This is a genomic window from Cellulomonas sp. P5_C5 (assembly GCF_054049655.1).
Map to the genome: position 1 here is coordinate 22,529 of NZ_JBFULY010000031.1, position 23,953 is coordinate 46,481.

Consider the following 23,953-nt stretch of genomic DNA (forward strand, 5'->3'; position numbering starts at 1 on the left):
GCCACTTCCTGACATACGCTGCGKGTCGCATCACGCGGGCGTCCGTCCCGCCCACCACCGGGTTCAGCAACGAGCCCACCGAGAGCTCCCGCCCCCGCACGTGGGGCGTCGCGGAGGACGTCGTGCCCACCCCCCTTCCCAGGCCCGCGCAGGTCGGTCGCTTCCAGTACACGGCGTCCACCGGCCGCTGGTGGTGGTCGGACGGCATGTTCGAGGTCCACGGCATGTCCCCGGGAGACGTGGTGCCGACCCTTGCGATCGTGTCGCGGCACATCCACCCGGAGGACCGCGGCCGCGTCCTGGACACCCTCGGCCAGTGCGGCGTCGACGGTGAGCCGTTCGGCTGCCAGTACCGGCTGCTGGACCTGACCGGTGCGGAGCGCTTCGTGACCCTGACGGGCGCCGGCGGTGCCGACGGTGACACGCTCCGGACCGTCACCGGCTTCCTCGTCGACACCACCGCCGCCCAGCGGGACGCCGTCGCGCACCAGGTCAACGAGGAGCTCACGCAGGCGCTGCGCTCGCACGCGGTCATCGACCAGGCCAAGGGTGCCTTGATGCTCGGCTACGGGATCGACAGCGACGCCGCGTTCGAGCTGCTCCGGTGGGGCTCCCAGCAGCGCAACGTGCGGCTCCTGACGCTCGCGGAACGGCTCGTGGCGGCTGTCGAGGCGGGCGGCGGGCTCGGCTCGGACACGCGGCAGCGACTCGACGACTTCTACTTCGCGAGCCTCACCGACGGCGTCCCGGAGCTGCCCACCTCGCGCACGTCCCCCGGCCTCGACACCACCTTCGACACGTCCGGGGACGTGCCTGTCGTCCGGGTCGAGGGCCCGGTCGACCTCGCGACCGCGCACGAGCTCACGGCAGCGGTCACGCAGCTCATGATCAGGGCCCGCGAGGTCGGCGCGATGGTCGTCGACCTGCGCCAGGTCACCCATCTCGGATCCGTCGGCGTCTCGGCCCTGAGCGCCGCCCACCGGCGGAGCGCGGCCGCAGGTGTGAGGATGCGTATCGTGCTCTCCCCCGGAACCAGCATGGGACTGGCGGGGGCGCACGGCCTGGACGTCGTCAGCGCGACCGCGGACCAGGTCTCCCCGACCAGCTGAGGAGGAGCCCAGGATGGCGACCGACGGGACCGTCGACGAGTCCGCCGTCCTGCAGGCGTTCGACGGCTCCCCGGGGATCCAGATCGTCGTCCGCGCCCCCGAGCTCCGCATCGTCGCGGCGAACCGTGGTGCCCGCGAGCTCCTGCAGCGCGACCACCTGGTCGACGTCCTGCTCCAGGACCTGCGCGACCCCGGCATCCAGACGATCGTGACGGCCCTGGGCGAGGTGGTCCGGACAGGTGTGCGCTTCCACGAGGAGGCGATCCCGGTCGTGGCCGACTGGTCTGACCCGGCGTCGGGCCTGTGGGTCGACCTGGAGGTCACCCCGTGGCGCGACGGGTCCGGCGCGCTGCTCGGTGCGATCGCCGCCGGCGTCGACGTCACCGCACGCGTGCGCGCCACGAACCTCGAACGAGCGGGTGCGGCCACGGCCGACGAGCGTCTGGCCCGTGCCCGTGAGGTCGTCCTGCGGCTGCAGGGAGCCCTGCTGCCGTCGACCGTCCCGCTGCTCCCCCGCGTCGACGTCGCGGCGTCCTACCTCGTGGCGGGGTTGGAGCAGGCCGCCGGCGGGGACTGGTTCGACTCGGCGACCCTGCCCGACGGGCGTGTCTCCCTGACCGTCGGTGACGTGGTCGGGCACGGCGTCGAGGCGTCCGCCATCATGAGCCAGCTCCGCGCGGTGCTGGCGGCCCGCCTGCTCGAGGGTGCCGGCATCCTCGACGCGCTCGACGCCGTGGAAGCCTTCGCCGGACGCGTCTCCGGCGCGTTCGCGGCCACCCTCTGCGTGGCGCTGCTCGACCCGCACACCGGCGACCTCGAGTACGCCACCCGCGGGCACCCGGCACCGCTCGTGGTCGGTCCCGAGGGCGCCCGGATCCTGCCGACCACCGGCGACGGACCGCTCGGGTCGCGGACCGAGGGCCGCGTCGCGACGACGCGGCTGCCGGACGGCCACGCGATCGTCCTGTTCACGGACGGGCTGGTGGAGAACCTGCACCGTCCGCTGCGGGACGGCATGAGGGTGCTCGAGGCCACCGCGGTCGACGCCTACCAGGGGACGTCGGACGCGTTCCGCTCGACCCGGTCGGTCGCCAGCCGGATCTGCCAGCACGTGCCCGCGGTCCTCACGGACGGGGGTTTCACCGACGACGTGACCGTCCTCGTGGCGCACCGCCGCGCGGCCCCGGCACCGCTGCACCTGTCGGTGCCCGCCGCACCGGGACGACTGGCCGAGGTGCGGGCCGAGATCGACTCCTGGGGGCGCGGCATCGGCCTCGGCACGCGTGACCGGTCCGCGCTCGTGCTGGGAGCGAGCGAGGTCATGGCCAACGCCGTCGAGCACGCGTACCGCGACGGCGACCTCGGCACCGTCGAGCTCGACGCGACGATCCGTGACGACGCCATCGTCGAGGTCGTCGTCCGTGACCACGGGCGCTGGCGCGAACCCGACCTGGACCCCGGCGAGCGGGGTCGCGGGTTCAGCATGATGGCGTCGGCGGGACTGCAGGTCGGTGTGGAGACGTCCGCCGAGGGCACCACGGTGACCCTCGAGTGCCCCGCCCGTCGACCGGCGCCCGTCGACCAGGCCGACGTGGTCGGCGTCGGTGGGGCGCAGCGGGCGCCGCTCGCCGTGACCACGGGCCGGGCAGGGTCGCGCGTCGTCCGGGTGGGCGGAGCGGTGGACCACCGCGCAGCGGCAGCCCAGGTGCAGGCCGAGATCCTGCGACTCTCGCGGAACGGGCTCGTCCCTGTCACGATCGACCTGCGCGACGTCGTCCACCTCGGCAGCGCCGGTGTCCGGGTCCTGGAGTCCCTCCTCCTGACGATCGACCACCTCCAGGTCATCGCGCCCGAGGGGACGCCCGCCGCGCAGACGCTGGAGGTCGCCGGCACCCCGTTCGTCACGTCGGACGTGTGACCTGCCAGGACGTATCGACCGTCGGCCCGGCGACTCCTTCAGGCGTCGCGAGGTCGAGACCCTCGCACGGACGGAGGAGCGCTCATGGGTGACGCGACCGCGGACCGGCTGCCGGTGATCTACGTACGAGGCTTCGCCGGGGGTCCCTCCGGCATCAGCTCGGCCGTCGACGACCCGTTCTACGGGTTCAACGAGGGGTCGGTCCAGGTGCGGGTGGACGACACCGACCGCCCGGCGTTCCACCAGTTCGAGAGCCCGCTGCTGCGCCTGATGATCGACCACGGGTACCAGCTGCTGGTGCAGGGCAACCAGCGGGGGTACCTCGACCAGCGCGACGACGCGACGATCGACCCGGCGACGATCTGGGTCCACCGCTTCTACGACGAGTTCGCCCCGAACCTCACCCAGGACCCCGACCCGTTCAGCATCGAGCGCGCCGCACAGAGCCTGTTCGACCTCGTCACGCTCGTGCGCCGGAAGACCGGCGCCCCACGTGTCTTCCTGGTCGCCCACTCGATGGGCGGCCTCGTGGTGCGCGCCATGATCCAGAAGACGATCCCCGACGCGACCGGGGGCGCGCAGGACGCTGCCCGGGACCACGTGGACCGGATCTTCACCTACGCCACCCCGCACGGCGGGATCGAGTTCTCGCTGGGCTTCGGCGTGCTCGAGAAGCTGCGTGACCTGACGGGGGTCGCGGGGGCGGACATCTTCGGCCCGGAGCGCATGTACCGGTACCTGACACCGGAGGCGTCGACGCAGCCCAGGGTCCCGGCGGACTGGGACGCGACCACGATGCCCGCCGACGGCTTCCCGGTCGACCGCATCTTCTGCCTGGTGGGCACCAACTCCAGCGACTACGCCGCCGCGCTCGGGCTGTCCAGCCGCGCCGTGGGCGCCCGCAGCGACGGGCTCGTGCAGGTGGAGAACGCCTACGTGAAGGGTGCCCCGCGGGCGCTCGTGCACCGCAGCCACTCGGGACGGTTCGGCATCGTGAACTCCGAGGAGGGATACCAGAACCTGCAGCGGTTCCTGTTCGGCGACGTGGAGGTGCGCGCGCAGCTGACCGATGTCCACCTGCCCGGGACGGCCCAGGACGACACCGTCTGGCAGCTCGAGGCCGCGCTGTCGATCCGCGGGCTGCCCGTGGTGCTGCACGAGCAGAGCACCGCGCACCTGTGCCCCATCCAGATCGAGCGCCCCGAGACGGCCGACGCCGCGGCCACCCCGATCCCGCTGGTCCGCACGTTCCTGTCGACCCGTGCGACGCGGCCGACGGTCGCGGGCGACGGCCGCCGCGTCACCACCATGCGGCACGTCCTGCAGCTGCGGCTGCTCTCGCTGCGCAAGCAAGGTGGGCTGCTGTCGTTCCTGGACCACCTGGAGCAGACGGCCGACTGGTCCGACGTGCTGGTGGTCGACATCGACTTCCCGCAGGACGGCAGCGCACCGCGGTCGTGGGCGGTGTGGAGCTCGGCGTTGGGGACGGCGATCCGGGATTGGGTTCCGGATGCGGCGACGGACGCGCAGCTCCAGGACGTCGACACGGCGACGGGGAGCTGGCTCGCGCGGATCCAGCTCCCGGTCGCGGCGCGCGAGCTCCTCGGCCAGAGCGCGGCGATCACCGTCGCCGTGTCGGGCCGCGCACCGGCCTGAGCCGCCGGTCAGGTCTGCGCGGCGGCCAGGGCCGCGTCCGAACCCTGGACCCGGATCTCGACCCGTCGGATCGTGTCGGTGACGATGCTCGACGACGCACCGAGCCCGCGTGCGCCGGTGCTGCCGCCGGTCCAGGTGGCCACGACGGTGCTCGTGCCGTCGTCGTCGACGAGGACCAGCTCGTACGTGGGCGTGCCGCCGTAGAGCGTGCTCTCGGACGGGTAGCGGCACTCCCAGTCGATCCGCGTGCCCCAACGCTTCTCCTGGAGCGTGAGGTCCGCACTCACCGCGGTGGCACCGACCGGCTCGAGCTGCAGGGCCGTCACCTGCGACGTCGATGACGGAGCCGCCACCGGAGGGGCCACGGTCGGTCGACCGAGGAGCGCGCCGGCGACGCCGCCGAGCACCAGCAGCGCCGCTGCGGCGCTCGCCAGCACCGCGATCCGGCGCCGGCGGTCCCGGTGCACGGCCCGTGCCACGGACGCCAGCTCGACGACCTCCGCGGCCGGGGTCCCCCCGAGCGCGGCGGCCTCGTCGGCCGGCACCATCCGGAGCAGGCCGGGCATGCCCGCCAGCTCGGCGACGGCCGCCCGGCACGAGCCGCACGTGCGCAGGTGCTCCTCGAACACGCGGCGGTCCCCGGGATCCAGCGAGCCGAGGACGTAGGCCGCGTCCCACTCGCGGTACGGGTCCTCGCCCGTCGCCCGCCGGTCGTCCGTGTCACGGCCGGTCATGCCGAGACCCCTCTCTCCTGGAGCGCGAGCCGCAGCGCGCGCAGCGCGTAGTGCATCCGGGACTTCACGGTCCCCTCCGGGATGTCGTGCTCACGGGCCAGCTCCGCGACGGACCTGCCCCCGTAGTAGGCACCGACCACCACCGCCCGGTGCTCCGGCGTCAGCTGCTCGAGCGCGTCCGCCACCAGCCAGGCGTCCAGCACGCCCTGGGTCGCGTCGGGCTGCGGCGTGTCGGGAGCGGTGTCCGTCGTGCGCTCACGTGCGTGGCGAGCGCTGCGACGGTCGTCGATCACCAGGTTGCGCACCACCGTGTAGAGCCACGCCCGCGTCGCCCCCTCCTCGCGCGCCAGCACCTCCGGGTGCTTCCACGCCCGCACCATCGCCTCCTGGACGACGTCCTCGGCGAGCGCGCGGTCACCGGTCAGGCGCACGACGTAGCTCTGCAGGGGGCGCGCGTAGGTCTGGTGGAGCGCGCGCAGGAGCGCGTCCGGTTCCTCGCCCACGCCGCCTCCTCCCGGTCGGATCTCCGTCCCTACCTCGTCAACGATGCACCCCGGCCTCAGGTTCATCGGGCGGTGAACCCAGGGACCGGCGGCCTCGTAGTCCCACGTGACGGGTCCCGGGGGCGGGACCGGCGCCCAGCAGAGGAGAGCATCGTGCGACGGACACTGTTGTACTCGATCACCGCGCTCGTGGCCGCGGCCACCCTGACCGCCTGCGGAGGCGGTTCCGACGACCAGACGCCGGAGTCCGCAGGCGACACGACCAGCGCCGAGGAGTCCCCGGCAGAGGAGTCGCCCGCCGAGGAGATGACGACCGACCTCGCGACCGCCGAGACATCGCTGGGCACCGTCGTCGTGGACGGCAACGGCATGACCGCCTACTACTTCCTCAAGGACGTCAAGGACTCCGGCACCAGCGCCTGCGCGGGCGACTGCCTGACGGCCTGGCCGCCCATCACGGCGGAGTCCGACACCCCGACGGTCGAKGGAGTGACGGGCGAGGTCGGCACGATCACGGGCACCGACGGGTCGACGCAGATCACGATCGACGGGCGGCCGATCTACACGTTCGCCCAGGACGCGGCACCCGGTGACGTCAACGGGCAGGGCGTCAACGACGTCTGGTACGTCATCGCGCCGGACGGCTCCGAGATCGACGACGACTGACGCGCACGCCCGGGCGACGGCCGCGTGTGCCGTCGTCCGGGTCCGCGTGCGACCGGTCAGCCGAGGCCGCTGCGCGGGTCCGTCTCCACGTTGAGGACGTTCCCGTCGGGGTCGGTGAACCAGGCCGCGCTCATGGTGCCGTCGGACAGGACGCCGTCGGTCCACGTGGCGTCGCCCGGCAGGTCGAACGTCTGGAACTGGATCCCGGCGGCCCGCAGAGCGGCGATCTCGGTGTCGAAGGCGGCGGCGGACAGCTGGAAGGAGATCCCGGTCGCCTTGTTCGTGCCCGCGTAGGCGGACGGGTACACCAGGAAGCCGCCGTTCGACGTGCCGTAGATGACACCGTCGGGGACGTCGGGGCCGCTGGTGAACCCGAGCGTCCCCTCGTAGAACTCCCGCGCCCGGTCCAGGTCGGTGACGGCGAGGACGGGGATGGCGGCGTGGTCGGCGAGCATGGTGCCTCCCGTGCGGGCCAGCCGTCCGTCGGCGGGCCGGCACCTCGACGCTAGGACCGTGGCGGACACGCGTCCAGGGCTGCTGCACATCTGTGCAGCACCTCACCCGCAGGCTTTCGCACCGGGCCTGTGGCGCGACACCATCGACTCGTGAGCACCGACGCACGGGCGCCCGACGGGCCGTCGCAGTGGGGGCTGGCCGTGCTCGGCGCGGTCGGCCTGGCGGTCGCGGCCGCGCTCGCGGCGTACGCGCAGATCCACCCCGGAGAGGGCGCCGCGCTCACGACGCTCGGGTTCAGCAGCCTGCTCGAGATGAAGGCGTGGCTGACCACGGCGGCGGCCGCGCTCGTCGTCGTCCAGGTGCTCTCGGCGCTGGCGATGTGGGGCCGGCTCCCCGGGGTGAGCGCTCCGCCCGCCTGGGCGCCCGGCCTGCACCGCTGGTCAGGGACGGTCGCCTTCCTGCTCACGCTGCCGGTCGCGTTCCACTGCGTCTGGTCGCTCGGCTTCGAGGACGAGCCCGCCCGGGTGCTGGTGCACTCCGTCGCCGGGTGCGTGCTCTACGGCGTGTTCGCCGCCAAGATGCTCGCCCTGCGACTGCGCGGCCTGCCGTCCGCCACCGTGCCGCTCCTCGGTGGCCTGCTCGCCGCCGTCATCGTCGTCCTGTGGTTCAGCTCGGCGCTGTGGTACTTCGGCCAGTCCGGCTCGGTGGGCTACTGACATGGGCGACCCCCAGGTCGGCCGCCGCTCGGTGCTCGAGGGTGCCGGGGTCGCGCTCGCGGCCGGGACGCTCGGGTACGTCGGGTTCGTGGCGCTCGGACCGGCGCCGGACGCGGACGACGACGGGGACGACGACCTCGAGGACTCGTCCGGGAAGGACTCCAGCGGTGACGGCGAGGAGGACTCGCACCTCCTGGCGACGCTCGACGAGATCCCCGACGGCGGCGGCATCGTGCTGAGCGACGACAAGCTCGTGCTCACCCGCGTGGGCGACTCGGTCCGGTGCTTCACGGCGGTGTGCACGCACCAGGGGTGTCTCGTCGCCGGCGTGCAGGACGGCGAGATCCGGTGCCCGTGCCACGGCAGCACGTTCGACGCCGCGACAGGCGCGGTGGTCCACGGCCCGGCGACCGAGCCGCTGGAACCGGAGAAGATCGAGGTCACCGACGAGGGCGAGGTGCTGCGCGCATGAGGTCGTTCCGAGAGCGCCTGCCGACTCTCCTCTGGATCGCCGGCGCGGCCGCGACCGTCGGCGCGATGCTTGCCGCACTGCGCTCCTGAGACGCCGTCCTGTGTTGCCTGGACACGCCTGACCTGGGTGGTACGTTCCAGACGAAGGGTACGGAAGGCGGCGGCGACGGGGCCGTCGCCTGCGTGATGGGGAAAGCTTTTCGGGTCCCCGTCGTGCAGTGATCGTCGACAGGATCTCGACCGGCAACAGCGAGAGGACGGCCCGAATGACGCAGGACCTGGAGGGGCTCGAGGAGACAGGCCCCATCGACTACATCGTGGTCGCCTTCCCGAACGCGCACTTCACCGGAGAGGCATTCCCTCTCCTGGTCGACCTGGTGGAGCGCGGCATCATCCGCATCCTCGACCTGACCTTCATCCAGAAGGCGGAGGACGGGACGGTCTCCGGCCTCGAGCTCAGCGAGCTGGCCGACGGCGGCGTCGACCTCACGATCTTCGAGGGCGCCTCGTCCGGCCTGCTGGGCGACGACGACATCTCGGAGGCGGCGAACGCGCTGGCCCCGGGGGACGCGGCCGGGGTGTTCGTGTACGAGAACGTGTGGGCTGCCCCGTTCGCCGTCGCGCTGCGGCGCGCCGGTGGCCAGCTCGTAGCCAGCGGACGTATCCCGGTGCAGGCGGTCATCGCTGCGCTGGACGCCATCGAACCCGTCGCCTGAAACCCCTGAGGAGGAGCTACCGATGCCAGGACTGATCCGCGGGGTCGCCAGGACCGCCGTCATCGCCGGAACCGCCACGAGTGTCTCGAACCGGGTCTCCCGGCGACAGGCCGGACGCTGGGCGTCTCAGGAGCAGCAGCAGCAGGCCGCTGCCGCACCGCCGCCGCCCCCGCAGTACGCCGCGCCCGAGCCGGCCTACGCGCCGCCGCCGCCGGCGGCCGCCGCACCCGCGGACATGGACGCCAAGCTCGCCCAGCTCGCCCAGCTCGGCGCGCTGCGGGACGCCGGCGTGCTGAGCGACATCGAGTTCGAGGTGCAGAAGAACCGCATCCTGACGAGCTAGACACCCGTCGCACACGACACCGGCCCGGCACGTTCTCGTGCCGGGCCGGTGTCGTCAGTGCGTCAGGCGAGCGCCTTCGCCTTGAGCGTCGCGAACTCGTCCGCGTCGATGGCCCCGGAGTCGAGCAGGGCCTTCGCGTCGGCGATGTGGTCCGCCGGTGACTTGCCCGACGCGACCGTGCGGATGTACGTGTCCTGGGCGGCCTTGGCCTCCACGAACGCCCCGCGCTGCCGCTCCGCCATGCCCTTGCCGCGCGCGATCAGGTAGATCAGCGCGACGAGGTACGGCATGAAGACGAGTCCGATGATCCAGACCGCCTTCCACCAGCCGCTGAGGGCGTGGTCCCGGAAGAGGTCACCGATGATCTGGAACAGGATGACGAGGTAGACGAAGAACAGGAAGAACCAGACCAACATCCAGATCCACTGGCCGAGCGTGTTCATGGAACCGTCCTTGTGCTGACCCCGCCTCTGGTGGGGGGCTCGTGGTCTGAGGCTAACCACTGCGACGCGTGAATCACCCCGAATCGGTCGCGACACGAGCGCGGTCCTCAGCCGGCCAGGGCCGCCCGCAGGAATGCGATGTCCTGGGCCTGGGTCTCCGCCGGGGTCTCGACGACCGCGTCGGAGCCGGCCTCCCGGACCACGTGCGCGATCAGCTCGGGCGGGATCGTGCCCGACGCGAAGCCCGCGTGCCGGTCACGTGCCGAACCCTGCGCGTCCCGTGAGCTGTTGGCGTGCACCAGGTCGACCTGACCCGTGATGCTCCGCACCCGCTCGACGACCGTCTCCAGGTCCTCCCCGGCCGCCCAGGCGTGGCACGTGTCGAGGCACAGCCCGACGTCGTAGCCGCCGATCGCGTCCCAGAGCATCGCGAGCCCGTCGAGGGTGCGTGCGCACGCGTTCTCCCCGCCCGCCGTGTTCTCGACCAGGATCCTCACGGGGAACGTGGCGCGCTCGAACGTCTTGCGCCAGTTCTCGATGCCGACGGCKAGGTCGTCGCCGTCGCCGACGTGCCCACCGTGCACGATGAGCGCCCGCGCGCCCAGCCCTGCTGCCGCGGCCGCGTGCTGCGCGATCATGTTCCGGCTCGGGATCCGGATCCGGTTGTTGGTCGACGCGACGTTCACCAGGTACGGCGCGTGCGCGTAGATGCCGAGGCCCGAGGACACCAGGGCGTCTGCGTCGGCACGCGGCACCGGCTTCTTCCAGCCTTGCGGGTCCGCCAGGAACAGCTGGACACAGCCTGCGTCGAGCTCGGCGGCGGCTGCCACCGGGTCGTCACCACGCACATGGGCGCCGATGAGCACCACGTCGGTCTCCCTCCGGTCGGGCACGCGCCAGGCTAGACCGGACCGGTGACAGGCGCACACGTGCGCCCAGGTGTGCTCACTCCCCCGCTGTGGTCAGCAGCCGCATCCCGACCAGGCGGGGTGTCGGGAGGTCACCGGTCGCGCGGACCTCGACCAGGACCTCGACGTCGCGCACTCCCGGAGGGAGCGCGACCTCGCGCACGGTCCGGTGCGTCGGGTCGGCCGGCTCGAGCACGTCGTCGAGGACGACCTGCCCTGCGACGAGCACCTGCAGCGCCGTCGGCCCTGCGTCCCCGAGCCACTCGACCTGGACCGACGAGGCGGTGCTGCGCCAGTTGGCGAGCGTCAGCCGGAGGTCCTGCGTGGTGGACCGCCACCGCGCGTCGCCCGCCCGTCCCGTGACGGTGCCCGTCCCGACGACGCCGTGGTCGACCTCGGGCTGCTGCTCCCCGAACGCGACCTCGTCGAGGGTGCGTGCCGCGAGGCTGAGCGACGCACGGTCGGCGACGGCCAGCACGGCCCGGCGTGCGGCGGCGTCCCCGTCGTGCGCGTACGGCCACGCGGCGACGTACCGCGCGTCGTGCAGCGTCGCGAACGGTTCGAGGGCGATCTCGGTGCCGTCGGCGTCGCGCACCGTGAAGCCGGTGCCGGACCGGGCGATCGAGTCCCCGGAGTGCGGGCCCAGGACGGGAGCGTCGAGCAGCGGTCGCAGGGGGCCGCTGGCGATGTGGCCCATGCGCGTCGGGGCGGCGACGTAGTCCAGGGAGTCGTCCGGCACGCGATGGGCGAGGACGAGCGGACCCCAGAGGAGCTGCGCCCACGGTCCGCCGTCGGGAGTCGGCTCGAGGCGGGTCCGCGCCGGCAGGGCCAGGTCGATCGTCGTGACCCCCGTCCACTCCCGGTCGACGCGCAGCCGCGACCCCGCCGGGACCGGAGCCCGCTGCCGGCCGTCCACCGTCGCGGTCGCCGCGCCGTCCACCCACGTCGGGATGCGGACCGCGAGCGTGAAGCGGACCGGCGCCGTCGTCTCGACCTCGATCGTGGCGCGTTCGCCGGCGGGGTAGCCGGAGACGACACGGACCGTGACGCCGCGGTCGCGCCACCGCGCCGTGGCGTCGACCAGCAGGTTCACGCCGAGCTCGTCGCCCGCCGTGGAGAACGCCAGCGCGGCGTGCCGGGTGTGCGTCTCCAGCCCGGTGCCGACGCAGCACCAGAACCCCTCCTCAGGGGCCGAGTAGGTGCGGTAGTGGCCGGGTCGCAGCGAGGTGAAGTAGACGACCCCGCCGTGCTCGGGGTGCTGCGTGGAGAGCAGGTGGTTGGTCAGCGCCCGCTCGGCGTGGTCCAGGTAGGCGTCGTCGCCGGTGGTGCGGAACAGCTCGGCCGAGAGCTTGACCATGTTGTATGTCAGGCAGCTCTCCGGGCCCTCACGGCTGGTGAACATGGTGTCGAAGTCGTCGGCGCGGTGGAAGTTCTCGCGCACGCTGGCTGCCCMGATCGCGACGGAGCGGCGCTGCGCGACCGAGACCCAGAACGTGTGCGCGGCGGTGCGGCAGCGGTCGTCGCCCGGTCCGACGGCCAGCGCACGCTCCACCCGGTCGATGGCGGCGAGGCCCACCGCGATGGGTGCCCGGGTGTTGGCGTGCAGACCGTCGAGCTCGTCCCGGCCGTCGGCCAGGGGCTCCACGAGGTCACGAGGCAGCAGACGCCGAGCCGTCACCAGGTGACGCGGGTCGCCCGTCAGCTCGGCGACCAGCGCGAACGTCTCGCTGAGGCCGCCCGACTCCGTGACCAGGATGCGCGCGACGTCGACGTCGGACAGGTCGGCCGCGAGACCGTCCCACCAGCGGACGAGGCCGTCGAGCACCTCGCGGGCACCGGGGACGTGCGCGTGCGTCGCGTCGACGAGCCCGGCGAACGTCTTGTGCAGGTTGTACAGCGGGACCCAGCGGTCGTTGAGGTCGAACGTCGCCTCCCGGATGTCCCCGCGGCGCAGCTCCGCCCAGAGGCGCGGCCCGTCCGGGATCCCTCCGACGTACCCGGTCCCGCCCGCCGCCTGGCACTCGCGCAGGCCGTCGACGAGCCGCTCGGCCCGCGCGCGGACCTGGCCGTCGCCGGTCGACTCGGCCAGCGTCGACAGGGCCGAGAGGACGTGCCCGGCCGTGTGACCGTCCAGCCCCGTCGACTCCCACCCGCCGTAGGGCTCGGCCACGGGCGGCAGGCCCGCCTCGCGACGGAACGGTGCCAGCAGCCGGTCGACGGACAGCCCGAGCAGGGTCTGGTGGACCCGGTCCTGCGCACCGCGGAACACCCCCGCGCCCAGGTCGACGTCGCTCAGGGGGAGGAACGCGATGCCCGTCACGAGACGACGTCGCYGTGCCGGAACGTCTGCCCGCCGGCCTGCCGCGCGCGGTAGGCCGCGACGTGCGCGCGGTTCGCGCAGCCGTTGACGTCGCAGAACCGGCGCGAGCGGTTCCGGGAGAGGTCGACCAGGACCGCCTCGCAGTCGTCCGCCTCGCAGCGCTGGAGCCGGTCCCACTCGGCGCTGCGCACCACGTCGGACAGGGCCATCGCCGTCTCGACCAGGAGGACCGTCGCCAGCGGGGCGTCCGGCGCGGTGCCGTGCAGGTGCCAGTCCAGGTCGTCGTGCCGCGTGAGGTACGGCACCGCTCCCCCGCGCGCCAGCATCTCGTTGAGCACCCCTGCCGCCGTGTCGCGGTCGACGTCCCACAGCGCCGCGATCTGGTCCCGGGCGTCCCGGACCGCCGCCAGCTCGGCGTCGTCTCCGTCGTGCCGGGCCGTGTACCCCCAGCGCGTGTAGAACTCGGCGACGTCGTCGGCGGTCGCCATCGCGTCGTGGCCGTCGCGACGGCGAGCCGTGTTCACCATCTCGACGGCCGCGGCGATGCTCATCTCGGTGTCAGGTGCGAAAACCACTTTGACTCCTGTCGACTATCTGAGTAGCGTCATGAGTGTAATAAGACTTCACTCCTTACATCTTCCGACGGGAGCACGGCGATGGCCCTGACCGGCACGTCGAACCGCTCCGTCGGCATCGTCGCAGGTCTCGTCGCCGCCGTGGCCTTCGCGACCAGCGGGCCGGTGGTCAAGCCGCTGCTCGTCGCGGGATGGTCCCCCGGCTCCGCGATCCTCGTGCGGCTCTCCGTCGCCGCGCTGATCCTCGCCGGACCGGCCGCCTGGGCGGTGCGGGGCCGGTGGCACGTCATGCGGGACGAGTGGCGCACCATCCTCGGCTTCGGCGTGCTCGGCGTCGCCACGGCCTCCACCATGTACTACCTCGCGGTGGACCGGCTCCCCGTCGCCGTCGCCCTGCTCATCGAGTACACCGGACCGCTCCTGCTCGTCGCCTGGCGCTGGGCGCGCGACCGGCAGGCGCCGACGCGCGCCACCCTCGTCGGCGCCGCGCTCGCGACCGGCGGCCTCGTGTTCGTCCTCGACCTCACCGGCTCGCTGGAGCTCGACCCGGTCGGCCTGGTGTTCGCGCTGGTCTCCGCCGTGGGCAACGCCGGGTACTTCGCGTTCACCGGCCGCCCCTCCGCCCTGCCCCCGATCAGCCTGGCCGGAGCCGGTATGGCGGTCGGCGCCCTCACGGTCGCGCTCGTCGCCGCCGTCGGCGTGCTCCCGCTCGCCGCCCCGGACGTGCGCGTCGACCTGCTCGGGTCGCAGGTGCACTGGATCGTGCCGCTGCTCGTCGTGGCCACCGTGCCGACCGCCTTCGCGTACGGCGTCAGCGCCCTGTCCGTGCGCCTGCTCGGCGAGCGGCTGGCGTCGTTCCTCGCCCTGTCCGAGGTGCTCGTCGCCGTCCTGCTCGCGTGGGCGCTCGTCGGCGAGGCACCCCTGCCCGTCCAGGCCGTCGGCATGGTGCTCGTGGTCGCCGGCATCGCGCTGGTGCGGCGCGGGACCGAGACGGTGGAGGCCGTCGAGGTGCTCGACCCGCTGCGCGCGGTCGCCGACGCCCGCGTCTGACGCAGGTCCTCAGCCGACGAAGATGCAGAACGGGTGCCCTGCCGGGTCGGCGTAGACCCGCAGCGGCTCCTCGGGGTCGTCGGAACGGTCGTGGAGCAGCCGAGCCCCCAGCGCGAGCGCCCGGTCGTGCTGGGCGTCGAGCTCCGCGACGTCCGGCACGGTCGTGTCCAGGTGCAGCTGCTGCGGGACCGGTCCCTCCGGCCACGTCGCGGGCGGCAGCGCGTCGACCTGCTGGAACGCGAGCGGTACCCCACCGGGCGAGCGCAGCACCAGCCAGTCCTGGTCGCCGTTCCCGGGCTCGTCGCCGGGCCGGTACTCGAGCCMGAACAGCTCGCGGTAGAACTCCGCCAGCGCCCGGACGTCGGTCGCGTCGAGCACGACCTGCACGATCGTCGGGTACGTCGTCATGAGCAGCTCCTCGGGTGCGTCAGCGTTCGTCGGCCATGGTCTCCCCGGCCGGATCCTGTCGCACCCTGGCGAGCGCGTCCCGGTACTCGTCCGTCGTCCCGTCGGGGCGCACCTGCTGCAGGACGTGCCGGCGCACACCCAGACCGCTGAGCACGGCGGTCAGCTCCGCGACGTCGTCGGGACCCATGACCGTCGGGTCGACGGTGGTCCTGACCTCGACGTCCACGCCGGAGTCGAGCACCAGCCGCAGCGAGGCGAACGTCGCGTCGGCGGTCGTCGTCGCGCCACCGACGCGGGTGACGGCACGGTAGAGCCGCACCGGGGCCTTCACGTCGAACCCCACCCAGTCGACGAGCGGGAGTAGCGTCAGCAGCCGGCTCGGGTACGCGCCGGACGTGTGCAGACCGACCCCGAATCCCGCCGCACGCACCTGGGCGGCCGCCGCGACGAGGCCCGTCTGCCGGGTGGGCTCCCCGCCCGAGAACACCAGCCCGTCCAGCAGCCCGCGTCGGCGCGCGAGGAGGGCGAGCACGTCCTGCCACGGCACCCGGCCCGGTGCGCGGGGGTCAAGGATCGCCGCGTTGTGGCAGTACGTGCACCGCCACGGGCAGCCCTGCAGGAAGGCCGTCGCGACGAGCCGGCCGGGCCAGTCGCACGACGACAGAGGCGTCAGGCCCGCGATGGCGAGCTCGCCGGTCACGCGAGAGCCGGCTCACGGAACGGGGTGCGCTCCGCGTGCTCACCCTTCTTGCCGATGTTGAACGAGCTGACCGGGCGGTGGTAGCCCATCACGCGCGTCCACACCTCGCACTCGCCGTGGCACTGGGGGCACGTGGGGTGCTCCCCCGCCAGGTAGCCGTGCGACGGGCAGATGGAGAAGGTCGGTGTGACGGTCAGGTAGGGCAGCCGGAACGTCGACAGCGCGCGCCGGACCAGCTCGCGCGCCGCGTCCGGTGTCGAGAGCCGCTCCGCCATGTAGAGGTGCAGCACGGTGCCGCCGGTGTACCTGGTCTGCAGCTCGTCCTGGCGCTCGAGGGCCTCGAAGGGGTCGTCGGTGAAGCCCACGGGCAGCTGCGAGGAGTTGGTGTAGTACGGGTTGGCGTCGGTCCCCGCCTGCAGGATCCCCGGGAACCGGCGCCGGTCCTCCTTGGCGAACCGGTAGGTCGTCCCCTCGGCGGGCGTGGCCTCCAGGTTGTACAGGTGCCCGGTCTCCTGCTGGAACTCCACCATCCGGGCGCGCACGTGGTCGAGCAGGCGGAGCACCAGTGCGTGCCCCTCCGGGTCGGTCAGGTCCTGGCCGTCGCCGATGAAGTTGCGCACCAGCTCGTTCAGGCCGTTCACGCCGATCGTCGAGAAGTGGTTGTCCAGGGTGCCGAGGTAGCGCCGCGTGTACGGGAACAGGCCCTCGTCGAGGTAACGCGCGATGACGGTCCGCTTGAGCTCGAGCGACGTCCGCGCCAGGTCCAGCAGCTTGTCGAGCGCGACCAGCAGGCCGTCCTCGTCCCCGGCGTGCAGGAACCCGAGCCGGGCGCAGTTCACCGTGACCACACCGAGCGACCCGGTCTGCTCGGCCGACCCGAACAGGCCGTTGCCGCGCTTGAGCAGCTCACGCAGGTCCAGCTGCAGACGGCAGCACATCGAGCGCACGTCTCCGGGGTTCAGCTCGGAGTTGAGGAAGTTCTGGAAGTACGGCAGCCCGTACCGGGCCGTCATCGCGAACAGGCGGTCGGCGTTCTCGCTGTGCCAGTCGAAGTCGTGCGTGATGTTGTACGTCGGGATCGGGAACGTGAAGACACGGCCCGACGCGTCGCCGACGGTCATGACCTCGATGTACGCGCGGTTGATGAGGTCCATCTCGACCTGCAGGTCGCCGTACGTGAAGTCGCAGGGTTCCCCCGCGACGAACGGCACCTCCGCGCGCAGGTCGTCCGGGCACGTCCAGTCGAACGTGAGGTTGGTGAACGGCGTCTGCGTGCCCCAGCGGGACGGCACGTTGAGGTTGTAGACGAGCTCCTGGATCCCCTGCCGGACCTGCTCGTAGGACAGCGCGTCGAGCCGCACGAACGGGGCCATGTAGGTGTCGAACGAGCTGAACGCCTGCGCACCCGCCCACTCGTTCTGCATCGTGCCGAGGAAGTTCACGATCTGCCCGACCGCCGAGCCGAAGTGCCGCGGCGGGCGGGCGTCCACCTTGCCCGGCACCCCGTTGAGACCCTCCGCCAGGAACGACCGCAACGACCAGCCCGCGCAGTAGCCGGACAGCATGTCGAGGTCGTGGATGTGGAGGTCGCCCTCGCGATGGGCCGCACCCACGTCCGCCGGATAGACGTGGCTGAGCCAGTAGTTGGCCACGACCTTGCCCGCCGTCTGCAGGATCAGGCCGCCGAGCGAGTACCCCTGGTTCGCGTTCGCGTTCACCCGCCAGTCGGTGCGCTCCAGGTACTCGTCGATCGACGAACCGACCTCCACGACAACGCTGTCCGACATGTCCCGCTCCGGTCTCTACTCCGAGGCCCTCCGGCGTCGACCACAACATGCTGTGGTCGATCGGCCCCTGGAGGACTAGATGTAGACGCTAGGGGTGGAGCATGGCTCGCCGGACGGGCCTTTGGTCCCTAGTGGGTCCACCGCACCGGAGCGGGCGCCGACGTACGATCCAGGACGACGGCGAACGACGACGTGAAGGAGATCGCGTGGCCACCGGTGTGCTCCCCCAGGCGACGGTCGACGACGTGCTGGCTCAGCTGGCGGCGTTGGAGGACCCGAAGATCCGGGCGGTCAACGAGCGCCACGGCGACGACCACGGCGTCAACCTCACCCGGCTCCGTTCGGTCGCCAAGACCCTCAAGACCGACCCCGAGCTCGCCGGCCGCCTCTGGGAGACCGGGGACACCGCAGCCCGGCTCGTCGCGATCCTCATCAGCCGCCCCAAGCTCTACTCGGCAGCCGAGCTGGACGGGATGCTGCGCGACGCACGTGTCCCGAAGGTGCACGACTGGCTGGTCGGCTACGTCGTCAAGAAGGGCCCGCACGTCGAGGAGCTGCGCGTCGCGTGGTTCGCCGATCCCGACCCCGTCGTCGCCAGTGCCGGCTGGGCCCTGACCAGCGACCGCGTCGCCGGCTCGCCCGCCGGGCTCGACCTCGTCGGGCTGCTCGACGTCATCGAGGCGCAGATGAAGGACGCGCCGGACCGTCTGCAATGGGCCATGAACCAGTGCCTCGCCACCATCGGGATTCACCACCCCGAGCTCCGTGCGCGCGCGGTCGACATCGGGGAGCGGCTCGAGGTGCTCAAGGACTACCCCACCCCGCCCGGCTGCACCTCGCCGTTCGCGCCGAGCTGGATCGCGGAGATCGTCCGACGCCAGAGCAGCGGGTGACCGTCAGCCGCAGGCTCCTGCGAGCTCGAGGTCCGCACGCGGCCGGGCCTCTCTAGGGACGTCGCGCGGTGACGATCCAGGCACGCGAACCGAACCAGACACCGTCGTCGCGCAGATGGTCCGACAGCGCCTCCCGCAGCCGGTCGAGCCCGCGCTCCTCGGTCTCGGTGTCGAGCCGCGCCAGCAGCTCGCTCGTGCTCGTGAAGCCACGCACCCACGCCTCGGCCGCGGCCACGTCCGGCCCGTAGCAGACCGGTTCGTCGACGTCCGTGACGACGACGTCGACGAACCCGGCGGCGTCGAGCACCTCGGACGTCCGGGACGGGTCCGCGAGCGAGAACGCCGGCGAGGTGCCGACCGGCTGCTCCGCCCCTCCGAGCGCCTGGCGGATGGCGACATCCCACTCGTTGCGGTCCGCGTCCTGCCAGACCATCATCACGAGGCGGCCGGCCGGGCGCAGCGCCCGCGCCAGGTTGGTGAACGCCGCGGTGGCGTCGTGGAAGAACATCGTGCCGAATCGGCTGACGGTCAGGTCGAAGCCCTCCTGCGCGAAGGGAAGGACCTGCGCGTCACCCCGCTCGAACGCGACGTTGGCGATCCCGTCGGCCTGGGCGAGCGCGCGAGCACGCTCGATGGCCGAGGCGGAGCTGTCGACACCCAGCGCGCCACCCTCGGGCGCGGCGAGCGCTGCTGCCCGAGTCGTCTGACCCGTGCCGCAGCCGACGTCGAGGACCCGGTCCCGCACCTGGACGTCGCACGCCCGCCGGAACACGACGTCGAGCAGCTGCAGCTCGGTGTCGTAGCCGGACGCGTGCTGCGAACGCCCTGCGGCGACCGCCTCCTCGCTGCGCCTCACCAGGCCAGTTGACTCGCCGATCCCGAGATCCGCAACGCGGGCGGCCCGGCCGCGTACCCCGCGGAACCTCGTGACGCGGACGCGAGGGCCGCTCGACGCTCACCCCACCGGGTTCCAGCCGTCGCTGCCCGCCAGGTACTTCTGCGGCGTGTAGCTCGGCGCCTGCGCGTCGCTGAGCTGCGGGCGGTTCGTGCCCGTCCCTGCTCCGGCGCCGGTGTTCCTGTACTCGGAGAACCGCGCGGCGGTCCACACGTTCGAGGACATGTTCGTCCACGGCTGACCGGTCGAGATGGTGTTGCTCAGCGAGCTCTCGCGGTAGAGCACCTGAGCGTCCGCGCCCCACGGCCGACCCAGCTGGGTCGTCGCCGCGGTCTTCCCGGTGATCGTGCTCTTGTAGAACAGGAAGCCGTACTGCTTGGCGGGATCGGTGYGCGCTGCCGTGATCGGTCCTCCGGTGGACCGCTTCTGGTAGATCGACGCCCGGTCGAACACGGCCGTCCCCCCGCCGAAGATGAAGTCGACGGTGCCGTCCACGTAGCTGTCGACGACGTACGCGCGGGCGGCGTCGTTCACCAGCAAGGTGTCCTGGTTGCCGGTGAACCGCACGTTGCGGAACACCAACCGGGCGGCGTTGAGGTTGGCGGCCACCGCCTGGCTGCCCTCCCCGTAGTCGTTGGCGATCGTCAGGTTGGTGGCGACCAGGTCGGCACCGTTCGCGAAGAACGTCGCGCTGCCTGACGTCCCGTACCCGCCCGCGTTGCTGCGGTTGTTGACGAGCACCGTGTCGGCAGCGGAGCCGCCCAGGCCCTGCAGCGTGACGAGGGGCTTGTTCGCGGGCACGGTGACGATCTCCCGGTAGGTGCCCGGCTTGATCGTGATCACCCGCCGGGTCGTGTTGTTCGCCGGTACGGCGTCGACCGCCGCCTGGATCGTGCGGAAGMTCCCGGTCCCGTCGGCTGCCACCACGGGCGCCGCCGCCGGCGGCGTCGCACCGCCGATGCTTGCCTGCGGGCCGGTCGCCCTCGTGAGGAGCGCGGGGAGGGCCGACGCCGGGTCCAGCGTGTACGCGTAGAAGCTCTTCGGGTCGAACGCCGAGCCCCGGGTGGTCTGGTTGCCCGTGGAGTTCACGACGATGCTCCCGGACTGCTTCAGCTCGGCGGTGTCCTGGGGCGCGTACGGGTTCTTGACGTTGTCGAAGTAGCTGTTCTCCAGCACCATCTTCGTCGCCCCGCGGGAGAGGTTCCCGTACGACGTGATGTTCTGCAGATAGTTGTCGTAGAGGTGCGCGAACGCCACGTTGTCGGTGCTGGGATTGCGCTGGTTGGTGTCGTGGATCCAGTTGTGGTGGATCGTCATCCGGGCCGTGACGTTCTCCGTCCAGCCGATGCCGAACGACTTGTTGCTGCCACCCATCTCGTTCCAGGACACCGTGAGGTTGGTGGTGTCCTTGCGACTGTCGATGAGGCCGTCGTTCATCCGCAGGATGCGGTTGTGGTCGATCCAGACGTTGGACGCCGTGTCCATCTGGATGCCGTCGTAGTCGTACACCTTGTCGTCGGGGTCGTCGTCGGCCATCTTCGTGTCCCGGATGGTCAGGTTCCGGATGATGACGTTGTTCGTCCCGGCATTCAGGCGCAGGCCGCCGTTGACGATCTGACCGCTGGTACCGACACCGATGATCGTCTTGTCCGACGAGATCGGGATCTCGTCGCCGTATGGGGTCACGGTGATCGCGGCCGCGACGCGCACCACGTACCTGCCGCTCGCGGCGGCATACGTGCGCAGGTCGGCGAGGGTCGTGACCGTCACGGTCGTGCCGCCGGTGCCGCCGGTCGTGCCCGTCGCGAAGCCGTCGGGAACCTCCGCCCACGGACCCGACGGAGTCGTGCCGCCGGCGACCGGCAGCGACCACTGCACCTTCGCCGCGTCGTCGCACGTGTCCTGCACCGCGGGTGCCCCGGAGGCGGTGGACCCGCCCTCGACCGAGACGCACAGCCCGCTCGCGGCCGAGGCGATCTGCGCCTTGCCCGAGCCTGCCGACGACCTCGCGGTCCAGGTCTGGTTCGTCTGGTCGGCGCAGCCCCACTGCTGGAGCCGTGCACCGGCCGCGGTGGAGGCGCCGGGCACGTCGAGGCACCGCGCGGAGGCGGCGTTGGTCAGCCGGAACCCGGCGCCCTGGGGGCTGACGGTCCACTGCTGGCGCGCGGCACCGGCCACGCAGGTCGCCACGGTCAGCAGCGTGCCGTTGGTGGTCACGCCGCCGGGGACCTCGAGGCACTTCCCCGACGCGCCCGAGCGCAGCACGTAGGTGCCGGCCGCKACGGTCACCGGKTCGCCCGGTGCGGCGGTCGCCGGGGCCGCCGCGGCGACGCCGGCGCAGAGCGCGAGGGCTGCCGCGGCGACGAGCGCCGCCCAGCGGGAGCGGACGGGCACCGGCGCGGCGTCGTTGCCGCGCCTCCGGACCAGGGAGCGAGGGGTGTGCATGTCCGGGACGGTATGGCCGACACCTGTCGGTTTACAACGCTGTAGGGATCGTCGAAACGGTTCACCTCGACATGTGCCGGTCAGCCGTCCGTGTTGCGAGCCCCAGGCAACGGGTCGACGATGCCGAGGGAGCGAGGGGGAGCTCATGTCCCAGCAGCAGGCGGCGCCGATGGTCGAGCCGGACCTGTCGAAGCGTGCGATCTGGGCGATCTTCGGCGGGCTGATGCTCGCGATGCTCCTGGCCGCGCTCGACCAGACGATCGTCGCGACCGCGTTGCCGACCATCGTGCGCGACCTCGGCGGCGCCGAGCACCTGTCGTGGGTGGTCACCGCGTACATGCTGGCGTCGACCGTCACGACGCCGCTGTGGGGCAAGCTCGGTGACCTCTACGGCCGCAAGATCCTGTTCCTCGCGTGCATCGTCATCTTCCTCGTCGGCTCCGCGCTCGCCGGCACGTCGCAGACGATGGGTCAGCTCATCGCCTGGCGCGCCGTGCAGGGCGTGGGCGGCGGCGGGCTCATGGTGCTGGCGCAGGCGATCATCGGCGACGTGGTCCCTCCCCGGGACCGCGGCCGGTACCAGGGCGCGTTCGGCGCGGTCTTCGGGCTGTCCAGCGTGGCTGGACCATTGCTCGGCGGGTTCTTCGTCGACCACCTGTCGTGGCGCTGGGTCTTCTACGTCAACCTCCCGATCGGAGCGCTCGCGCTCGCCGTCGTCGCCGCGGTCCTGCCGACGACCAAGGCGCGGACCTCGCCGAAGATCGACGTCTGGGGCATCACGCTCCTGGCGACGGTCGCCACGTGCATCGTGCTCGTCACCAGCCTCGGCGGGAGCAGCTGGGACTGGGGCTCCGTCCAGGTCATCGGGCTGTCCGTGCTCGCCGTCGTGGCCGTCGTCGCGTTCGGGTTCGTCGAGGCGCGCGTCCCGGAGCCGGTCATGCCCCTGCGGCTCTTCACCAACAGGGTGTTCTCCACCACCGCGGTCGTCGGGTTCGTCGTCGGCTTCGCGATGTTCGGGTCGATCACCTACCTGCCGCTCTACCTGCAGCAGGTGCAGGGCGCGACCCCCACCGGCTCCGGCCTGCAGATGATCCCGATGATGGTCGGCCTGCTCCTCACCTCCATCGCCAGCGGTCAGATCATCAGCCGCACGGGCCGGTACAAGGTGTTCCCCATCGTCGGCTCCGCGATCTTCACCGTCGGCCTGTACCTGCTCTCCCTCATGGGCCGCGAGACCACGTCCGTCCAGTCCGGGCTCTCCATGTTCGTGCTGGGCGCCGGGCTCGGCATGGTCATGCAGGTGCTGGTGCTCGCGGTGCAGAACGCCGTCGAGTACCGCGACCTCGGCGTCGGCACCAGCGGCGCGACCTTCTTCCGCACCATCGGCAGCTGCGTCGGCGTCGCCGTGTTCGGCACGGTCTTCAACGCGAACMTCACGTCCAACCTGGCCGCCGCTCCCCCGGCCGGAGCCGTCGGACCCTGCGCCGGCCCCGCGCTCAGCGCCACGTCCGCGGCGCTGGCGTCGTGCCCGCCCGACGTGCAGAACTGGTTCCTCGACGGCTACTCCGACGCCATCCACACGATCTTCCTGTGCGCCGTGCCCGTCGGTGCGCTCGCGTTCGTGCTGGCCTGGCTGATCCCCGAGGTCACCCTGCGCACGGCCGCGAGCCGGCCCGAGCAGGGCGAGGTGTTCGCGCTGCCGTCCAGCCGGACGTCCTTCGAGGAGCTCCGGCTGCTGCTCTGGCGCGAGGTCGGCCACCAGGACCCGCTCCGGGCGTACGCGATCCTCACCCGCGACCTCGACATCGGGCTCACCCCCGGCCAGTGCTGGATGCTCGCACGCGTGACGGCCGAGGGCTCCCGCACGATCGACGCGATGACGGAGAGGTCTGGGGTGGAGCGGGAGCGCGTGGTCGCCGCGGCCGAGGCGCTGCGCGCCCGGGGCCTGGTCACCGTCGACGGTGGCACCGTCCGGCCGACCGACGCCGGCCACGCGGTCGCCGACCAGGTGCGGGAGCACGAGCGCGTCGAGCTCCGCCGGATCATCGACCAGTGGAGCGGCGGCGACGAGCCGGCGCTCGACCAGCTCGTCGAGCAGCTGACCGCGCGCCTCTGGCGCGAGGACCCGACCCCGGCGGGCCTGCGCGGCTGACGCTGCTAGTCGAGCAGGTGGATGGCGAACGCGACCGCGAACCCGAGCGTCGTCGCGATCCCGACGAGCTTGCCGCCCTCCTCGAACGC

At 72.3% G+C, this 23,953-nt stretch carries 23 protein-coding genes; 11 read left to right on the plus strand and 12 right to left on the minus strand.

What is annotated here, in order from left to right:
• The first annotated feature begins 122 nt into the window (after positions 1-122).
• From ACXJKF_RS18900 to ACXJKF_RS18910, 3 genes are all read left to right on the plus strand, one after another.
• Complete coding sequence (locus tag ACXJKF_RS18900) at positions 123-1,109, plus strand: ANTAR domain-containing protein (protein WP_456789265.1); 987 nt, start codon at positions 123-125, stop codon at positions 1,107-1,109.
• Positions 1,110-1,122: 13 nt separating this feature from the next.
• Positions 1,123-3,027, plus strand: a complete 1,905-nt coding sequence (locus ACXJKF_RS18905; RefSeq protein WP_456789266.1) for a SpoIIE family protein phosphatase — start codon at positions 1,123-1,125, stop codon at positions 3,025-3,027.
• 84 nt (positions 3,028-3,111) lie between these two features.
• Positions 3,112-4,683: an esterase/lipase family protein gene (locus tag ACXJKF_RS18910; RefSeq protein WP_456789267.1), complete on the plus strand. Its 1,572-nt coding sequence runs from the start codon at positions 3,112-3,114 to the stop codon at positions 4,681-4,683.
• Between the two features lie 8 nt (positions 4,684-4,691).
• Here ACXJKF_RS18910 and ACXJKF_RS18915 read toward each other — a convergent pair whose 3' ends face one another.
• Positions 4,692-5,417, minus strand: a complete 726-nt coding sequence (locus ACXJKF_RS18915; protein WP_456789268.1) for an anti-sigma factor family protein — start codon at positions 5,415-5,417, stop codon at positions 4,692-4,694.
• Entirely contained in the window at positions 5,414-5,920 is a 507-nt protein-coding gene (locus ACXJKF_RS18920; RefSeq protein ID WP_456789269.1) for a sigma-70 family RNA polymerase sigma factor, read from the minus strand. Before ACXJKF_RS18920 ends, ACXJKF_RS18915 begins: the two co-directional genes overlap by 4 nt.
• A gap of 153 nt (positions 5,921-6,073) precedes the next feature.
• Between ACXJKF_RS18920 and ACXJKF_RS18925 the strand changes: the two genes are divergently transcribed.
• Entirely contained in the window at positions 6,074-6,586 is a 513-nt protein-coding gene (locus ACXJKF_RS18925; RefSeq protein WP_456789270.1) for a COG4315 family predicted lipoprotein, read from the plus strand.
• Between the two features lie 56 nt (positions 6,587-6,642).
• Here the strand turns inward: ACXJKF_RS18925 and ACXJKF_RS18930 are convergent, their stop codons facing one another.
• Positions 6,643-7,041 carry a VOC family protein gene (locus ACXJKF_RS18930; RefSeq protein WP_456789271.1) on the minus strand — a complete coding sequence of 133 codons (399 nt, stop codon included), beginning with the start codon at positions 7,039-7,041 and terminating at the stop codon, positions 6,643-6,645.
• 150 nt (positions 7,042-7,191) lie between these two features.
• Here ACXJKF_RS18930 and ACXJKF_RS18935 point away from each other — a divergent pair, with 150 nt between their 5' ends.
• The 4 genes from ACXJKF_RS18935 to ACXJKF_RS18950 all read left to right on the plus strand — a co-directional run bounded on the left by ACXJKF_RS18935 (position 7,192) and on the right by ACXJKF_RS18950 (position 9,288).
• Positions 7,192-7,758, plus strand: a complete 567-nt coding sequence (locus ACXJKF_RS18935; protein ID WP_456789272.1) for a DUF6529 family protein — start codon at positions 7,192-7,194, stop codon at positions 7,756-7,758.
• A gap of 1 nt (position 7,759) precedes the next feature.
• Positions 7,760-8,230: a Rieske (2Fe-2S) protein gene (locus tag ACXJKF_RS18940; protein WP_456789273.1), complete on the plus strand. Its 471-nt coding sequence runs from the start codon at positions 7,760-7,762 to the stop codon at positions 8,228-8,230.
• A gap of 265 nt (positions 8,231-8,495) precedes the next feature.
• Positions 8,496-8,945 (plus strand): DUF6325 family protein, encoded by a 450-nt coding sequence (locus tag ACXJKF_RS18945; protein WP_456789274.1) that lies wholly within the window; start codon positions 8,496-8,498, stop codon positions 8,943-8,945.
• A 22-nt stretch (positions 8,946-8,967) separates the two neighbouring features.
• Positions 8,968-9,288, plus strand: a complete 321-nt coding sequence (locus ACXJKF_RS18950) for an SHOCT domain-containing protein (protein ID WP_456789275.1) — start codon at positions 8,968-8,970, stop codon at positions 9,286-9,288.
• Between the two features lie 62 nt (positions 9,289-9,350).
• Here the strand turns inward: ACXJKF_RS18950 and ACXJKF_RS18955 are convergent, their stop codons facing one another.
• The 4 genes from ACXJKF_RS18955 to ACXJKF_RS18970 all read right to left on the minus strand — a co-directional run bounded on the left by ACXJKF_RS18955 (position 9,351) and on the right by ACXJKF_RS18970 (position 13,534).
• The gene (locus ACXJKF_RS18955; RefSeq protein WP_456789276.1) at positions 9,351-9,731 is read right to left on the minus strand and encodes an SHOCT domain-containing protein; all 381 of its coding nucleotides are present in this window, start codon (positions 9,729-9,731) and stop codon (positions 9,351-9,353) included.
• A gap of 107 nt (positions 9,732-9,838) precedes the next feature.
• The gene (locus ACXJKF_RS18960; RefSeq protein ID WP_456789288.1) at positions 9,839-10,600 is read right to left on the minus strand and encodes a deoxyribonuclease IV; all 762 of its coding nucleotides are present in this window, start codon (positions 10,598-10,600) and stop codon (positions 9,839-9,841) included.
• 76 nt (positions 10,601-10,676) lie between these two features.
• Positions 10,677-12,959, minus strand: coding sequence for a beta-L-arabinofuranosidase domain-containing protein (locus ACXJKF_RS18965; RefSeq protein ID WP_456789277.1), 2,283 nt, complete (start codon positions 12,957-12,959; stop codon positions 10,677-10,679).
• On the minus strand, positions 12,956-13,534 hold the full coding sequence (locus ACXJKF_RS18970) for a CGNR zinc finger domain-containing protein (RefSeq protein WP_456789278.1): 579 nt from the start codon (positions 13,532-13,534) through the stop codon (positions 12,956-12,958). Before ACXJKF_RS18970 ends, ACXJKF_RS18965 begins: the two co-directional genes overlap by 4 nt.
• A gap of 81 nt (positions 13,535-13,615) precedes the next feature.
• Here ACXJKF_RS18970 and ACXJKF_RS18975 point away from each other — a divergent pair, with 81 nt between their 5' ends.
• Positions 13,616-14,584, plus strand: a complete 969-nt coding sequence (locus ACXJKF_RS18975) for an EamA family transporter (protein WP_456789279.1) — start codon at positions 13,616-13,618, stop codon at positions 14,582-14,584.
• 9 nt (positions 14,585-14,593) lie between these two features.
• On the opposite strand, the gene ACXJKF_RS18980 is transcribed toward ACXJKF_RS18975, so the two are convergent.
• The 3 genes from ACXJKF_RS18980 to ACXJKF_RS18990 are packed head-to-tail and all read right to left on the minus strand — an operon-like array spanning position 14,594 to position 17,479.
• A complete protein-coding gene (locus ACXJKF_RS18980; RefSeq protein ID WP_456789280.1) occupies positions 14,594-14,992 on the minus strand; it encodes a VOC family protein in 399 nt (132 codons plus the stop codon).
• Between the two features lie 19 nt (positions 14,993-15,011).
• The gene (locus tag ACXJKF_RS18985; protein WP_456789281.1) at positions 15,012-15,692 is read right to left on the minus strand and encodes an anaerobic ribonucleoside-triphosphate reductase activating protein; all 681 of its coding nucleotides are present in this window, start codon (positions 15,690-15,692) and stop codon (positions 15,012-15,014) included.
• A complete protein-coding gene (locus tag ACXJKF_RS18990; RefSeq protein ID WP_456789282.1) occupies positions 15,689-17,479 on the minus strand; it encodes a ribonucleoside triphosphate reductase in 1,791 nt (596 codons plus the stop codon). The genes ACXJKF_RS18985 and ACXJKF_RS18990 overlap by 4 nt, the downstream gene beginning before the upstream one ends.
• Before the next feature lie 206 nt (positions 17,480-17,685).
• Here ACXJKF_RS18990 and ACXJKF_RS18995 point away from each other — a divergent pair, with 206 nt between their 5' ends.
• The gene (locus ACXJKF_RS18995) at positions 17,686-18,372 is read left to right on the plus strand and encodes a DNA alkylation repair protein (protein ID WP_456789283.1); all 687 of its coding nucleotides are present in this window, start codon (positions 17,686-17,688) and stop codon (positions 18,370-18,372) included.
• 52 nt (positions 18,373-18,424) lie between these two features.
• Here ACXJKF_RS18995 and ACXJKF_RS19000 read toward each other — a convergent pair whose 3' ends face one another.
• Complete coding sequence (locus ACXJKF_RS19000) at positions 18,425-19,228, minus strand: class I SAM-dependent methyltransferase (protein WP_456789284.1); 804 nt, start codon at positions 19,226-19,228, stop codon at positions 18,425-18,427.
• 99 nt (positions 19,229-19,327) lie between these two features.
• Entirely contained in the window at positions 19,328-21,712 is a 2,385-nt protein-coding gene (locus ACXJKF_RS19005) for a pectinesterase family protein (RefSeq protein WP_456789285.1), read from the minus strand.
• Positions 21,713-21,857: 145 nt separating this feature from the next.
• Here ACXJKF_RS19005 and ACXJKF_RS19010 point away from each other — a divergent pair, with 145 nt between their 5' ends.
• A complete protein-coding gene (locus ACXJKF_RS19010) occupies positions 21,858-23,864 on the plus strand; it encodes an MFS transporter (protein WP_456789286.1) in 2,007 nt (668 codons plus the stop codon).
• Positions 23,865-23,953: the final 89 nt, after the last annotated feature.

Bases quoted from the DNA above. Each gene is read 5' to 3' on its own strand.
- ACXJKF_RS18905 (WP_456789266.1), top strand. From the start codon at position 1,123: ATGGCGACCGACGGGACCGTCGACGAGTCCGCCGTCCTGCAGGCGTTC.
- ACXJKF_RS18915 (WP_456789268.1), bottom strand. From the start codon at position 5,417: ATGACCGGCCGTGACACGGACGACCGGCGGGCGACGGGCGAGGACCCG.
- ACXJKF_RS18945 (WP_456789274.1), top strand. From the start codon at position 8,496: ATGACGCAGGACCTGGAGGGGCTCGAGGAGACAGGCCCCATCGACTAC.
- ACXJKF_RS18940 (WP_456789273.1), top strand. From the start codon at position 7,760: ATGGGCGACCCCCAGGTCGGCCGCCGCTCGGTGCTCGAGGGTGCCGGG.
- ACXJKF_RS18910 (WP_456789267.1), top strand. From the start codon at position 3,112: ATGGGTGACGCGACCGCGGACCGGCTGCCGGTGATCTACGTACGAGGC.
- ACXJKF_RS18975 (WP_456789279.1), top strand. From the start codon at position 13,616: ATGGCCCTGACCGGCACGTCGAACCGCTCCGTCGGCATCGTCGCAGGT.
- ACXJKF_RS18955 (WP_456789276.1), bottom strand. From the start codon at position 9,731: ATGAACACGCTCGGCCAGTGGATCTGGATGTTGGTCTGGTTCTTCCTG.
- ACXJKF_RS18950 (WP_456789275.1), top strand. From the start codon at position 8,968: ATGCCAGGACTGATCCGCGGGGTCGCCAGGACCGCCGTCATCGCCGGA.
- ACXJKF_RS18990 (WP_456789282.1), bottom strand. From the start codon at position 17,479: ATGTCGGACAGCGTTGTCGTGGAGGTCGGTTCGTCGATCGACGAGTAC.
- ACXJKF_RS18930 (WP_456789271.1), bottom strand. From the start codon at position 7,041: ATGCTCGCCGACCACGCCGCCATCCCCGTCCTCGCCGTCACCGACCTG.